Here is a 14,044-nt window from a genome sequence, read left to right on the forward strand (position 1 = left end):
TAAATCAAGAATTAACGTTGACGTTTTAGGTTGTTTAGTTTTCAAGGTTCAAGGTGTTCCGCATGCGTCTTAATCACTCAAGACGACTTTCTTATATTAACATAACTTTTCACGGTATGTCAAATAATTTTTATCGCTGCGTTACAGCGTTTCAACCGCTCAGCAGCGACGTTTATTATCATAACAATAGCATTAAAAAAGTTCAAGTGTTTTTTAAACTTTTTTCACAGAATAGTATCTGTGGTAGATTTCATTACCTTTAGTTTCTACTGAACGAGTTGAGATCACGTTTTTATCAATTAGAAATTCAATCATAACCGCTAGGTCTACTGAGTAATACGTAAGTTCCTTATGTGCATGAAGCTCTTGAAAATTCCATTGATCTTTCTCGCTCAAAATTTCTACTAAATGATAAGAACCAATTTTTATTCTAGAATGGATAAGAAACTCACTTGCTAGAAATAATAACTTTAAACGTTTCTCTAATGTTTCTTCACTGTTTACTAATTCCTCGTATAACTTGAAAATCTCTGGTTCAATTTGCTTTACTTGGTTCCAAACGGTTACTTCTGGATGAAAACCATTTTCAATCACTGCCAATCTAGCTAAGTGATGGAGAGAGTGCACAATATGATTATACGCATCTAAAAAATGACGGGATTCGAAAAAAGCTTTCCCATCCAAATAACGTCTAATCAGTTTAGCAAATTCAATTCCCATTTTAATTTTCCTACCATAGAAGGGAAAGTCTCTAAGCTCCGTTCGCATATTCTCAATGTACTCGTTTCGGTCAAATACGATTCTCCCAGTTAAGAGCCATTCTGTGATTTTACGGTTGCTACCGAGTAAAAGCCATTCTTTCAGTTGCGCTTCACTCACGATGTGCATAGCAGCTTTACGATCCTCATATGTATAGTGCTTCATAAAGACAGGGGCTTCAGTTTCTTTAACAATAATAAGTAAGATCGTATCGAATGTATCTGTTATCGGACTTTGATGATCCTTTTTTTGCATGATTAAAATACCAAGGGTATTTGGCTGGCTCGCTCTTTCTTGATAAATAGGCCGCAGTTTGTCTTCCATATCAATGAACTCCTTCACTATTTAGTTCTTTTACTAGTCATTCGACAAAACCAGTCATCTTCCTGCTGGTAATTTTTCTTAAATAATTCGTCACCAAATCGTTGTCTTGTTCACAAGTTTCTATGATATAGTAAATGTTCAGGGGGGACAATAATGGCTAAAACATATTCAAATAAAATTAACAAAATACGTTCTTTCGCGCTTGCTCTTATATTTGTAGGATTTATCATTATGTATGGAGGAATCTTTTTTAAAGAAAGTCCGATTGTGATGCTCATCTTCATTTCTTTAGGAATGCTTGCACTTATGTTTAGTATGGTTGTCTATTTTTTGATTGGGATGTTGTCTACGAAAGCTGTTGTGGTCAATTGTCCTAATTGTGAAAAGCCAACAAAAATTCTGGGTCGCGTAGATATGTGTATGTATTGCCGCGAACCTTTAACGCTTGACCCTAATTTAGAAGGTAAAGAATTTGATGAAAATTACAATAAAAAAAGTAGCACAACTCAAAATAAAGCATGAAAATAAATGTATAACGCAAAAAGAAGCTCACACTTAGTGGGCTTCTTTTTTTACGGAGCAATCTTGACATACCCCATATACTTCCATACGATGACCATTAACTTTAAACCCTGTGACATGAGAAGCTAACTGTTCAACTTCATCTAATCCAGGATAGTGAAAATCAACAATTTTTCCGCAGTCCTCACAAATGGCGTGATAATGATCTGTCGTCACAAAATCAAAGCGACTGGAGGAATCCCCATAGGTTAATTCTTTCACAAGACCAACTTGTCTAAATACACGTAAGTTGTTATATACTGTGGCCACACTCATGTTAGGAAACTTCCCTTCGAGCGCTTTATATATATCATCCGCAGTTGGGTGTGACGTAGACCCTACTAGGTACTCCAAAATCGCATGACGTTGAGGAGTGATACGCACCCCGGTCCCTTTAAGTGAGTCTAATGCGTCTCGTAATTGCACTTCTGACACCGCCATGCACCTTCTTTCTATAAAAAGCCTTACTTTATAATCTTTATAAATAGTGTACTCGTCTAATGTATATTTTGTCAAACACTTCAATGCTTGATCTCTTCATATATATAGTTTATGTATAAGGTCTGCTCCCTACAACAAAACTCTTACCTATAAAAAATGTATGTTTTGGCAGTATATTTTTTTGCAAACCACTGCTCTTTACATGGAGAGATGGACAAGTTAAGCTTGCTACCATGAAAAGCTGTGGCAAATAGTCCATAGAGGATCCATGTCAAGGGACAATGAGACTTGTATATTTCATGTGTACTACTAATAAAAATACTGTCATTTATGACATAACTTAATTGGTAGCATCATTTAGTATAAATAGAATTTTTTATAATGTTCTGTTAATAGATCTATTAAATAGAGAAAAATTGTAAAGCTAATAGCAACTTTAATAGTGGTGTTTTGATCTATAGATAATAAAGCTCCAATAGTGAATAAGAGCAAAATCCTTATAACATTTACTATCAGAAAATATGATATTTTTTTCTTTCCGAAATATAACAAAAAGATCTTCACAAAAGCATCTTCAATAAAGAAACCAAAAATGATGTACCATAATACTATTTGTTTTTGGTTTAATGATAAATTCAGAAACCCATTTATTATATTTAGAGACCCAGAAAAAGCTAAAATAAAAAAAGAACTACTCCAGTAAGCAATAGCCCAAATACTGTTGAAACAAATAGAGATATTAATAATGGGTGTTCTTCTTCTCCCCTACTCTCACTTCTATAAGTAAAAAAGAGAAATATTACAAAAATAATGATGAATATAGTTAAGCCTATGTATAGTAATTCCAAAATACTCCTCCTTACATTATAAAGGGAGTTGACCACCTCCCTTTATAATGCTAAATAAAAAACATTAAAAATTTCGCTATTAAATCAGCATCTGGAGGCGGAATATCAGTAGTTACTAAGGTTAAGGATCCATATTAAGAGCAAGAGTAATAAATCAAAATTTAGTTAAATTCTCTTCCACATATTTCAACGTTTCTTCAACATGCCCTTTAACACGTACACCTCTCCACTCTTTTGCAATACGCCCTTCTTTATCGATTGCAAATGTAGATCGTTCAATCCCCATATATTCCTTTCCGAACGTTTTCTTTAATTTCCAAACGCCATATTCTTCAGCAACGGCGTGATCTTCATCCACTAATAACGCAAATGGTAAATCGTGCTTAGCGATGAACTTTTGATGTTTAGTTTGCGGATCAGGACTTACCCCCAAAACGATGGCATCCATCCCTTCAAACGATGCGTGATGGTCTCGGAAATCACACGCTTGAGTTGTACAACCTGGTGTCATATCTTTAGGATAAAAATACAGTACAACATTTTTCTTACCTTTATAATCTGAGAGGGAAACCGTTTCTCTATCTTGTGATTGCAATGAAAAATTGGGAGCTTGATCTCCTGTTTTAAATTTCATATGTAAAGCCTCCTTATGTTGTTCAGTCTTTCATTAGCATACTGAACAGAGGAGATAATTTCAACGAATGACAGTTATCGCTCACGAGGCGATCGATTATATATCAACGTCCAAACAACTGTAACTGGGAGGACGTGTCCAAGAAAAATAGCTAATATAGACACCCATCTTCCTAACCCAACAGGGATAATTTCCCCATTTCCAACTGAAAAAAGCATCATCGTACTAAAATAAACGGCTGTAAAAAATAGTGACCAAAAAGAATCAACTTGCTCTTGCACAACCATTACTTCGATCCCTTCCATTGTTAAAACCGTAAAAACAGTCGCAAAGCCTGTTAACAGGACCGAATACGTTACCGTTAGCAGAAAAAAATTTTTTAATGAAAAAGCATGTCCTTCCCATGCAGTAGTCAGCAATCGTTTGACAGCGTAACCCGTAATAAAAACAACGCAACATAAAATGGCCCACCCCATCACTGATCCCCCCATTTGCGCATTCATGTTCATCATATTACAATACTTATGACGTAATGACTGGGAGGAGACATAATGAATTATTCACATTCAGAGCGACTTCATGAAGAAGCGCTGGAACATATTGTAGGTGGCGTTAATAGTCCATCAAGATCATTTAAAGCAGTTGGCGGAGGTTCACCTGTTGCGATGGAACGAGCAACAGGGGCTTATTTTTGGGATGTTGATGGCAACCATTACATAGATTATCTAGCTGCCTACGGACCTATTATTACTGGTCACGCTCATCCACACATAACAAAAGCTCTTCAGCACGCAGCTGAAACTGGTATTTTATATGGAACTCCCACAAAGCACGAGGTTACATTTGCTAAAATGTTAAAAGAAGCGATGCCAGCTATGGAAAAGGTTCGTTTCACAAACTCAGGGACAGAAGCTGTGATGACGACGATCCGTGTTGCTCGAGCTTATACCGGTCGAGATAAAATCATTAAGTTTGCAGGTTGTTATCACGGCCACTCAGATCTAGTTCTCGTTGCTGCGGGTTCTGGTCCTGCAACACTTGGTACACCTGATTCTGCGGGTGTAACTAAAAAAATTGCAAGTGAAGTTATCACAGTACCATTTAATGATATTGAACCATTTAAAGAAGCTCTTGCTAAATGGGGACACGAAATTGCGGGAGTACTTGTAGAACCTATCGTAGGGAACTTTGGCATCGTAGAACCTGTTCCTGGCTTTTTAGAAAAAGTGAACAAACTGGCACATGATGCCGGCGCCCTTGTCATTTACGATGAAGTAATTACAGCCTTCCGTTTCATGTACGGCGGAGCACAAGATCTCTTAAATGTGAAACCTGACTTAACCGCAATGGGTAAAATCATCGGTGGTGGCTTGCCAATCGGAGCTTATGGTGGACGTGTGGATATTATGGAGAAAATCGCGCCACTTGGACCTGCTTATCAAGCTGGAACAATGGCTGGTAACCCTGCATCTATTCAAACTGGAATTGCTTGCTTAGAAGTATTGAAGCAAGATGGTGTATATGAAGAAATGGATCGCCTGGGCGGAATCCTTGAAAAAGGAATTCTCGAAGCAGCAGCGAGACATAATGTGACGATTACAGTTAACCGTCTAAAAGGTGCGTTAACCATTTATTTCACCGACCAAAAAGTGTACAATTATGATCAAGCAGAAGCAACAGATGGCGAAATCTTTGCTCGATTCTTTAAGTTAATGCTTGAGCAAGGCATCAATTTAGCTCCTTCAAAATATGAAGCATGGTTTTTAACGACAGCCCATACAGAAAGCGATGTTGAAAAAACACTTCAAGCGGTTGATATCGCATTTAAAAATTTATAATCACACGGAAAGAACGAAACTGCTCTCAATGTTTCGTTCTTTTATTTTTACTTAATCCAACATCATGTAAATGCTTTCTTTCTGACTGCGCTTGATGATCTTTGAATGGGGTGATTTTTCAAATAATTAGCACGACGATATTGGACAAAACTTCTTCATATTTTCTCTTGCAGTCCCTTCATAAGAAAGGTATATTACAACTATTGCCTAGCTATTTTTTATCCAATTTTTACAGGTGGGCAATGAATAACGTGGACTTATAACGTCAAGAAAGGATCTTTTCTATTCATGAAGCTCGGAGCCCGAGTGCTTAAGACAGGAATTGCTATCGTCCTCGCTTTATATCTCGCTGAACTACTTCAGCTATCAGCCCCTATTTTTGCTGGAATTGCCGCAGTATTCGTCGTACAACCAACCATCTATCGTTCGTTTGTGTCTATTTTAGAGCACATTCAAGCAAATTTGATCGGTGCCATTGTCGCAGTCTTATTTGTTTTACTATTTGGTAACGATGTAGCGGTCATTGGCTTTGCTGCTGTTATTGTCATCACGATCATTTTAAAGTTACGAATTGAAACGACAATTGGGTTAGCCTTGGTAACACTGATTGCCATCATGGAAGTTCATAATGAGGATTTTATTACCTTTGCCCTATTACGTTTTGCAACTATTATGTTAGGGGTTTTTTCTTCCTTTGTCGTCAACCTCATTTTCTTACCACCTAAATACGAATCAAAACTTTTTTATAAAATCTCAACCACGACTGACGACATGGTGAAATGGATTCGCCTAAGTACACGCCATGCAACAGAGCACCAGTTACTTAAAAAGGATATTGAGAAATTTAAAGAACGTTTAATTAGAATTGATCAAACGTATTTAATGTATAAAGAAGAACGCGGGTATTTTAAGCGCAATTCAGTGGCAACAACGAGAAAGCTCGTTGTATACCGCCAAATGATTTCAAGTGTAAGAAGAAGCTTTGAAATTTTAAAACGACTTCACCGTTTTGAAAATGAATTAAATCATCTACCAGACTCACTGCAGCTCATTATTCAAGAACAGCTTGATTGTTTGATGAGTTATCACGAGCAACTACTCCTTCGTTTCGTTGGTAAAATAAAAACAACAAATGAAAACGAACAAATCAATCACACCTGTATGAATCATAAGGAAGTAACGGATATCTTTATGATTGAAGTAAATAAAGCACGTGATGAAGAAGACAACAACGGTTATCATTTGATACATGTTTTGTCAGCCATGCTTGAATATGAAGAGCATCTCGTCCATCTCGATACATTGATCGTGAGTCTCTCTTATCACCATGACGATCATGATGTAGACATTCCTGAGAGAGATAACGACTAACTAAAAAACCAGTACGCTTCGGGTTTCCCCGCTGCATACTGGTTTTTCTTAAATCCAGTCATCCATTATTCATCCAATTGCTGAACCTGGAACAAGTTATAGTACAGTCCTTTATGATTCATTAACTGTTGGTGTGATCCGCTTTCAGCAATCTTTCCTCGATCAATGACAACTATTCGATCAGCATGAGTAATCGTAGATAATCGATGAGCCACGATAAATGTGGTGCGGTCTTTCGCTAAAAATTCAATTGACTCTTGAATCAAATGTTCACTCTCTAAATCAAGAGCTGAGGTGGCTTCATCTAAGATGAGAATTGGTGGATTTTTTAAAAACACTCGAGCAATCGCTACACGTTGCTTTTGACCACCCGATAGTTTGACGCCTCTTTCTCCAACCTTCGTGTCATAGCCTTCAGGTAATTCTAGAATAAAGTCATGTGCGTTGGCCGCTTTAGCCGCTTCGAACACATCTTCATCAGATGCCTGCGGATTACCCATTTTAATGTTCATCATCACTGACTCACTAAAGAGGATATTATCCTGTAGCACCATTCCAATTTGATTGCGCAAACTTTTCACTTTAAAATCTCGAATGTCTGTGTCATCAAGAAGAATTTTTCCTTTTGTCACATCATAAAAGCGAGGAATTAAACTGACGATCGTTGATTTTCCTCCCCCACTCATCCCTACGAAAGCAATCGTTTCTCCTTGCTTTACATGTAAATGAACATCTTTTAACACATCATTTTCTTTTTCATCATACGCAAAGGATACATGATCAAAAACGATCTCACCTTTTATATTTTGAACATCTTTTGCATCTTTTTTATCATCAACATCATATTTTTCATCGACTAATTCAAACACACGGTCCATCGATGCAATCGACTGCACCAGCGTTGTCGAGCTGCTCACAAGTCTACGAAGCGGATTGTAAAGTCTTTCTGCATAAGCGATAAAGGCCACCATAACACCAACCGATAAATCCCCTCCGATGACTCTGTACCCTGCATATCCGATGACAATCAGCGGTGCAATATCTGTGATCGTGTTGACCACTGCAAATGCTTTCGCGTTCCATTTAGTTTGATCAAGGGCTTTGGTTAAAAAATGACCATTTTTGTTATCAAATTGTTTTTGTTCATGGTCTTCAATAGCAAAACTTTTGATAACACTCATTCCTTGCACGCGTTCATGTAAATAACCTTGAACTTCTGCAAGAGCCTGCGATCGTTTTCTCGTAAGTATACGCAGTCTACCAAAAAAGTAATGAACGGAAAACACGTAGAGCGGGAACACTGTGAGTGCAACAAGTGTGAGTTTCACATCATACGTAAGCATAATTCCGATGGCGATTAAAATCGTTGCTAAATCAAGCCATAAATTCATTAGTCCCGTCATAACAAAGTTTTTCGTTTGCTCAACATCATTGATCACTCGCGAGATGACTTCTCCCGCTCGTGTATTTGAATAATATTTAAAACTTAGCTTTTGCATATGAGAAAATAGACGCTCTCGAATATCAAACAAAATCTTATTGCTCGTCCATTGAGCAAGATACTGACGGTAATATTCTACAGGTGGACGCACGATGACAAATAGTACAACAGCTATCCCAATGATCCAAAAAAGTTGTGAGATCTTGTCTGCGTTCGCTTGTTGACCATCAATAATACTATCAATTACATACTGAACGAGAACAGGGATAAGTAATGGAATCGCAAATTTCACAATACCGATCACTAGAGTTAGGAAAATTAACCATTTATACGGTTTTACAAATTGCAAATAACGTTTGATACTGTTCAAACAAAATCATCTCTCTTTCATCTAAAAGCGGAAGCGGCTGGGCTCATTTGCCCCAAACAATCATAACACGCACAACACAAGTAAGCACTTTTCGTCTACCGGGTTGTATCGCTTATGACCTCGAGGGATTACCCGTTTGCGTTGGGTAACAGTAAAAACGGCTCGGCCATCATGCTAACTTCAAGATAAAATACATAAAAAAACCTGTTGAAATTCACCAACAGGTAAAAAATAAATGATTATTCTTTTTGGCGATATCTTTTTTGAAATAAATATCTACTATACCACACATCGATAAAATCAGGGGCAAATGGACCTCTACGTTGCTTAATCCACCGAATCAATTTGTTCACATTGCGCTGTAAAATATGGTCAATAACATTCGGGTACCCCATCTGCTTACGGTGATCTTCGTATTCATCTTCATCAAGAAGCGTATACGACATATCTGGGTAGACTTTAATGTCCAAATCATAGTCAATGTATTTTAGTGCTTCTTCATCATAAACGAACGGCGAGCTTAAATTACAATAATAGTAAACGCCATCTTCTCTCAGCATACAAATAATATTAAACCAGTGCTCCGCATGAAAATAACAGATGGCTGGTTCTCTTGTAAGCCACGTTCTGCCATCTGACTCTGTTACAACAGTGCGATCATTTCCACCGATGACAATATTCCGCGTTCCTTTAAGGACCGTGGTTTCTTGCCAGACACGATGGATCAGTCCGTCATGTTTGTAGCTATGTATTTGTATACGTTGCCCTTCAACCGGTAGCGTCAATGTCCATCGCCTGCCTTTATACAGCTTAGTAATTTTTTCCTAACGTTTTGATTAGGACCCGCTCGTGTGTGTATTTTTCCATTATACCCTTTTATACAAAAAAGAGCCACCGAGACACAGTGATAGCTCTTTCATTTTAAAATTGTTTGTTGTATTTATGAGTACGAAAACTTATTTATGAATGAAAGGATGTAATCACTCCTCTCTTTTTTAATACATTCATTGGGGAATTGCTAAATTATGTAGCATTGTCTCTTCAACAGCGCAAAGTTTTCTTTCTTCTATAGCCATTGTTTTTCAAAGTTCAAAAGCCGCTCCAATCCATGGGGCGGCTTTTGCTTATAAATTACTGATTAATTTGTTATTGATTATATTGGTTAGCATTTGTAGAAGCATTGGCTTTTTTAGCTTCAGCTTTTTTGTTTTGTCTTTTTACTTCAGCAGCATTTGTTTCAGATGCAAACTCCGTGCTATATTCATTGTTCGCACCGGCAGTTTGAGTGTTTTGATTCTTTACTTTTTCGATGTTCGTCCCCGCCGTTGTTTTGTTCGTTTGTTTTTTCATTATCATCTCACCTCCACGTAGTTAATGTAACCCGTTAGAAGTGACTCTATACAAATTTTTTAAACGAGTAATGAACGGCCCCCATCAACAATAATTGTCTGGCCACGAATCATGGATGCATCTTCAGAAACGAGGAATAGGACAGTTTTAACCAAGTCTTCTATCTCGACCATTCGCCCAGCAGGTGTTTTACTTCGTGCGTCTTCAAGCAGTTCTTCACGATTTGGAAAGTGTTTGAGTGCATCCGTATCGACAGCACCGCCCGACACAGCATTCACAACAATGTTCTTCGGTGAAAGCTCAACAGCTAAATATCTCGTAAGTGCTTCTAGTGCTGCTTTTGACACACCCACCGTCGTATAGTTGTCCAAATATCGAATCGAACCTAATGAAGAAATGCTTACAATTTTACCGCCTTCTTCTGGCATTAACTTCGTTGCTTCTTGTGCGCAGAACAAAAGGGCTTTACTGTTAATATTCATTGTCCAATTCCAATGAGATTCTTCTAGCTCCATTGCAGGTCTTAAAACGCCTGATGCTGCATTATTGATGAAAATATCTAGCCTACCGAAATGTTCTTTTACCTCTTGAAACATTTTTTGGATTTTTTCTACATCACCAACGTTTGCCCGAACAACGATTGCTTTTTGACCAAGCTGTTCGATCTCTGCCGCTGTATCAAGAGCCGCTTGTTTGCTTCTTGCATAGTTGACAACAATATCGTAACCTTTTGCTGCTAACGAGAGGGCAATCGCTTTTCCGACTCCTCTACTACTCCCTGTTACAAGTGCTACTTTATTTGACATGCTGTTCTCTCCAATCAATTTATTTATTTAAAAGATGTTGTCTCCAAATTTTCCTGTGTGAAACAGGTAGAGCGATCTCTTCAATTTCCTGCTCTGTTTTCCAAGCTGCGCGCTGGTATAAATTTGTTTCTTGCGTGTTAAGGTCTGCAGTGAACACAAGCATTTTCCAAGTTAAATGAGAAAACACATGATCTTGTTTCATCCACGGTTCTTTTTGAACGATTGCTTCAAGTCCAAAATCTACTTTTAAAAATTCTTGAATTTGAACAGAAGTCGGTGCGTTTTGCTGATCTTCTAAATTCGGAAATTCCCATAAATTTGCGAGCAAACCATGAGATGGTCGTTGATTTACCAACCATTCCCCCTCTTGATTTTGTACGATGACTGTCAGAATATCAATCATCTTTGTTGATTTTTTACGCGTTTTTACTGGCAATTCGCTTTGAATTCCTTCCGCAAATGCTAAACAATGTTCATTAACTGGGCATAATAAGCACGAAGGGGACGTTGGTGAACATATAAGTGCCCCTAGCTCCATCAATGCTTGGTTAAAGTATGAAGGATTGTGTTCAGCGATTAAATGACGGACAGCTTCTTCAAATATTTTTCTAGACGATGCTTTTGATATGTCATCCCATATTCCAAGTACACGTGACAATACACGCATGACATTGCCATCGACTGCTGGTTCAGGAATTCCGTATGCGATGCTTAAAATCGCTCCTGCAGTGTAGGGACCTACCCCTTTTAATGATGAAATTTCTTTTGGTGTATTGGGCACTGTCCCACCATATTGTTCATGTACTTCTCTCACTGCACTTTGCAAGTTTCGAGCTCTTGAATAATACCCAAGCCCTTCCCAAGCTTTCAACACCTTTTCTTCTGGTGCATAAGCGAGTGTTTCAATCGTTGGAAAAAGTTCCATAAAGCGATTGTAGAAAGGAATCACCGTATCAACTCTTGTTTGTTGGAGCATAATTTCTGATACCCATACACGATAAGGATCTTGATTTTGTCGCCAAGGAAGTTCGCGCATTTCGTTTTCGAACCATTCAATAAGATCTTTTTGAAAAGAATATTTATTGACTTTCAATAGTTGCTGGTCAAAATTTTTATTCATTTTTGTTCCTCCGTAGTGTGACACTAGGCTGCCTAATAGGAATAAACTAAGAAAAGATCGACATCCACCCAATCATAATCTTTGTAACGAATTATTTGTACAGCCGCTTGCGCTTTTGTTTATGTATGCATAGTTTTAGTAAATACAACAAATTCAGCCCTGATAAGCATAAGTTCTTATATTTTTCACATGTTAAACTACCTTTAAGTGGTACATCAACTTGTTACAAAAAGGAGGGTTTATTTTGGACACAGGAACGCATATCGTCATGGGGTTTGCCCTCGGTGGATTAGCTACCATTGATCCTGTTGTGGCAAATGACCCTGCCACAGCACAAGGCGTGTTAATTGGTGTTATCATTGGCTCCCTAGCCCCAGATGCTGATACCGTTTTAAAGCTAAGAAATAACGCTGTTTATATTCGACACCATCGTGGGTTTACTCACTCTATACCAGCAGTAATACTTTGGCCTCTTGGCATTCTCACTGTCCTATATCCTTTTTATCCTGATGCGAACTTATTGCATTTATGGTTATGGATATTATTATCCATTTTCTTACATGTATTTGTTGATATTTTTAATTCATATGGAACGCAAGCGCTCAGACCCTTTTCATCTAAGTGGGTAGCTCTTGGTGTGATCAACACCTTTGATCCTTTTATATTCGGCATGCACGTTATCGGGTTAATAATTTGGGGGCTTGGTGCAGATCCCGTTTTGACATTTCTAACTATGTATGCGGTCATAATCGGATATTACATCGTACGGGTTTTGCTACAAGCAGCAGTCAGGCATTCCATTAAGAGTACCATACCAAAGGCTGACAGTGTCATTATCGCACCTACCATGCGTTTTTACCATTGGAGAATTGCTGCACAAACTAAAGAGCATTTTTATGTGGGGCGTGCTTATGGTAGATCTATTACCATTTTTGATAAATTCAATCGTAAACCAGTCCCAGATACCGCTATTTTTAACAAAGCGCAAACCGATAAAAATGTAAACGCGTTTTTATCATTCTCTCCTCTATACCGTTGGGAACTTGAAGAAAAAGACGATCAATACGAAGTACGGTTTATTGATTTAAGATATCGTAGTAACGATCATTACCCATTTGTTGCGGTTGTGCAGATGGATCTTGATTTAAATATATTGAGCTCGTACACTGGTTGGATCTTTAGTGAAGAAAAGTTACGTAAAAAGTTAAGTTTTCTTCATAAGAAAGAATAAAAGTGGAATCAGCTTTTTTGGCTAAGACAAACATAGAGCGCTACAAGATAGACGCTTTTTTCCTATTGGGCGAGATGGCTTATGACTCTAAGACTAACCGCTTGCGCTTGATGAAGAACTAAACTCATTAAAGTTCCACACAACGTGTTGAGTAGATAATTTACTTTCAAAAGAACTATTAAAGGCTATATTTTCACCCAAAGAATAAGGACCTAATCTCTGGTCCTTTTTTATCTGCCTTGACCAACTAGAGTCAATCTTTAGTGAAGAAGAACAATAGGGTGAGAGTTGTATGTCTTTTAATAGTCAGTAGCTTGGGTATATGTGGTTGTTAATATTTTTATTTATTCAAGATCTTGTCTTTAAATACTTTTTTTAGCTAATGGAAGAAGTAGGACTGCGAATATAACCAATCAGTTTAATTCAAAGGGATGCCTGGATAGATTGACAATCACGCAAATAAAAAGACCAGCTTATAAGCTGGTCTTAGCTAAACGAGTACGTTACACCTTTCGTTTTATGCAAGATATTAAGGGACTAGGCTTCGGGATTCATTTTTCACTAACTCTTCATGGTCCGTTGCAGAATCATCAATAGTTTGTAGAACGCTAAACCGACTAATCCGCTAATCACTACAATACAGATAGACATCTTTTAGAAATTTCATAAGCCAGTTCCTCCTTCGAGAGTAATGGCTTGGACTTGTCGTCATATTCCTGAAATATGTTCAGATATTCCAGTGCCTTTTTATAGTCTCCTTTATTTTTTAAAAAATTGGAGACACATTGCGCAACCTCCGCAACTTCATAAAAAAGTTCCTGTTCTTTTAAAAGTTCTATATGAATATTTACTATAGTTCTTTATATATATAACGCAAAGCATATGTCAGATAATAAATACAGAAAGTTCTATTTATTTAGTTATTTAGTCATGTGAATCACTCTATCATA

General features: G+C 37.6%; 13 protein-coding genes. 4 read left to right on the forward strand and 9 right to left on the reverse strand.

Annotated features, from left to right (window positions below):
* Nucleotides 1-213 precede the first annotated feature (213 nt).
* Nucleotides 214-1,083: a nucleotidyltransferase-like protein gene (locus AB1471_RS09490; RefSeq protein WP_367779523.1), complete on the reverse strand. Its 870-nt coding sequence runs from the start codon at nt 1,081-1,083 to the stop codon at nt 214-216.
* A 153-nt stretch (nt 1,084-1,236) separates the two neighbouring features.
* On the opposite strand from AB1471_RS09490, the gene AB1471_RS09495 reads away from it, so the two are divergent.
* Nucleotides 1,237-1,605 carry a YgzB family protein gene (locus AB1471_RS09495; RefSeq protein ID WP_367779524.1) on the forward strand — a complete coding sequence of 123 codons (369 nt, stop codon included), beginning with the start codon at nt 1,237-1,239 and terminating at the stop codon, nt 1,603-1,605.
* A gap of 33 nt (nt 1,606-1,638) precedes the next feature.
* Here the strand turns inward: AB1471_RS09495 and perR are convergent, their stop codons facing one another.
* From perR to AB1471_RS09510, 3 genes are all read right to left on the reverse strand, one after another.
* Nucleotides 1,639-2,085 carry a peroxide-responsive transcriptional repressor PerR gene (perR, locus tag AB1471_RS09500; RefSeq protein ID WP_367779635.1) on the reverse strand — a complete coding sequence of 149 codons (447 nt, stop codon included), beginning with the start codon at nt 2,083-2,085 and terminating at the stop codon, nt 1,639-1,641.
* Nucleotides 2,086-3,087: 1,002 nt separating this feature from the next.
* Nucleotides 3,088-3,567, reverse strand: coding sequence for a thioredoxin-dependent thiol peroxidase (gene bcp, locus AB1471_RS09505; RefSeq protein ID WP_367779525.1), 480 nt, complete (start codon nt 3,565-3,567; stop codon nt 3,088-3,090).
* A gap of 74 nt (nt 3,568-3,641) precedes the next feature.
* Nucleotides 3,642-4,043 carry an ion channel gene (locus AB1471_RS09510; protein WP_367779526.1) on the reverse strand — a complete coding sequence of 134 codons (402 nt, stop codon included), beginning with the start codon at nt 4,041-4,043 and terminating at the stop codon, nt 3,642-3,644.
* Nucleotides 4,044-4,118: 75 nt separating this feature from the next.
* Between AB1471_RS09510 and AB1471_RS09515 the strand changes: the two genes are divergently transcribed.
* Both AB1471_RS09515 and AB1471_RS09520 read left to right on the forward strand, forming a co-directional pair.
* Nucleotides 4,119-5,405, forward strand: coding sequence for a glutamate-1-semialdehyde 2,1-aminomutase (locus AB1471_RS09515; protein WP_367779527.1), 1,287 nt, complete (start codon nt 4,119-4,121; stop codon nt 5,403-5,405).
* Between the two features lie 288 nt (nt 5,406-5,693).
* Nucleotides 5,694-6,776 (forward strand): FUSC family protein, encoded by a 1,083-nt coding sequence (locus AB1471_RS09520; RefSeq protein ID WP_367779528.1) that lies wholly within the window; start codon nt 5,694-5,696, stop codon nt 6,774-6,776.
* 65 nt (nt 6,777-6,841) lie between these two features.
* Here AB1471_RS09520 and AB1471_RS09525 read toward each other — a convergent pair whose 3' ends face one another.
* The 5 genes from AB1471_RS09525 to mutY form a co-directional block, all read right to left on the reverse strand.
* Nucleotides 6,842-8,587, reverse strand: coding sequence for an ABC transporter ATP-binding protein (locus AB1471_RS09525; protein ID WP_367779529.1), 1,746 nt, complete (start codon nt 8,585-8,587; stop codon nt 6,842-6,844).
* Between the two features lie 239 nt (nt 8,588-8,826).
* Nucleotides 8,827-9,372, reverse strand: a complete 546-nt coding sequence (gene ntdP, locus AB1471_RS09530) for a nucleoside tri-diphosphate phosphatase (protein ID WP_367779530.1) — start codon at nt 9,370-9,372, stop codon at nt 8,827-8,829.
* A gap of 361 nt (nt 9,373-9,733) precedes the next feature.
* Nucleotides 9,734-9,937 (reverse strand): gamma-type small acid-soluble spore protein, encoded by a 204-nt coding sequence (locus AB1471_RS09535; protein ID WP_367779531.1) that lies wholly within the window; start codon nt 9,935-9,937, stop codon nt 9,734-9,736.
* 59 nt (nt 9,938-9,996) lie between these two features.
* Nucleotides 9,997-10,743 (reverse strand): enoyl-[acyl-carrier-protein] reductase FabL, encoded by a 747-nt coding sequence (gene fabL, locus AB1471_RS09540; RefSeq protein WP_367779532.1) that lies wholly within the window; start codon nt 10,741-10,743, stop codon nt 9,997-9,999.
* A gap of 19 nt (nt 10,744-10,762) precedes the next feature.
* The gene (gene mutY / locus AB1471_RS09545; protein WP_367779533.1) at nt 10,763-11,863 is read right to left on the reverse strand and encodes an A/G-specific adenine glycosylase; all 1,101 of its coding nucleotides are present in this window, start codon (nt 11,861-11,863) and stop codon (nt 10,763-10,765) included.
* 244 nt (nt 11,864-12,107) lie between these two features.
* Between mutY and AB1471_RS09550 the strand changes: the two genes are divergently transcribed.
* Nucleotides 12,108-13,094: a metal-dependent hydrolase gene (locus AB1471_RS09550; protein ID WP_367779534.1), complete on the forward strand. Its 987-nt coding sequence runs from the start codon at nt 12,108-12,110 to the stop codon at nt 13,092-13,094.
* Nucleotides 13,095-14,044: the final 950 nt, after the last annotated feature.

Origin of the sequence: Jeotgalibacillus marinus, from assembly GCF_040801915.1 — a bacterium.
In the GTDB taxonomy this organism is placed as follows: Bacteria; Bacillota; Bacilli; order Bacillales; family Jeotgalibacillaceae; genus Jeotgalibacillus; species Jeotgalibacillus marinus.

Excerpts from the sequence above, each read along its gene's own strand:
- fabL (WP_367779532.1), bottom strand. The coding sequence starts at position 10,743 with ATGTCAAATAAAGTAGCACTTGTAACAGGGAGTAGTAGAGGAGTCGGA.
- bcp (WP_367779525.1), bottom strand. The coding sequence starts at position 3,567 with ATGAAATTTAAAACAGGAGATCAAGCTCCCAATTTTTCATTGCAATCA.
- AB1471_RS09520 (WP_367779528.1), top strand. The coding sequence starts at position 5,694 with ATGAAGCTCGGAGCCCGAGTGCTTAAGACAGGAATTGCTATCGTCCTC.
- mutY (WP_367779533.1), bottom strand. The coding sequence starts at position 11,863 with ATGAATAAAAATTTTGACCAGCAACTATTGAAAGTCAATAAATATTCT.
- AB1471_RS09515 (WP_367779527.1), top strand. The coding sequence starts at position 4,119 with ATGAATTATTCACATTCAGAGCGACTTCATGAAGAAGCGCTGGAACAT.
- AB1471_RS09490 (WP_367779523.1), bottom strand. The coding sequence starts at position 1,083 with ATGGAAGACAAACTGCGGCCTATTTATCAAGAAAGAGCGAGCCAGCCA.
- AB1471_RS09495 (WP_367779524.1), top strand. The coding sequence starts at position 1,237 with ATGGCTAAAACATATTCAAATAAAATTAACAAAATACGTTCTTTCGCG.
- AB1471_RS09510 (WP_367779526.1), bottom strand. The coding sequence starts at position 4,043 with ATGGGGTGGGCCATTTTATGTTGCGTTGTTTTTATTACGGGTTACGCT.
- perR (WP_367779635.1), bottom strand. The coding sequence starts at position 2,085 with ATGGCGGTGTCAGAAGTGCAATTACGAGACGCATTAGACTCACTTAAA.
- AB1471_RS09535 (WP_367779531.1), bottom strand. The coding sequence starts at position 9,937 with ATGAAAAAACAAACGAACAAAACAACGGCGGGGACGAACATCGAAAAA.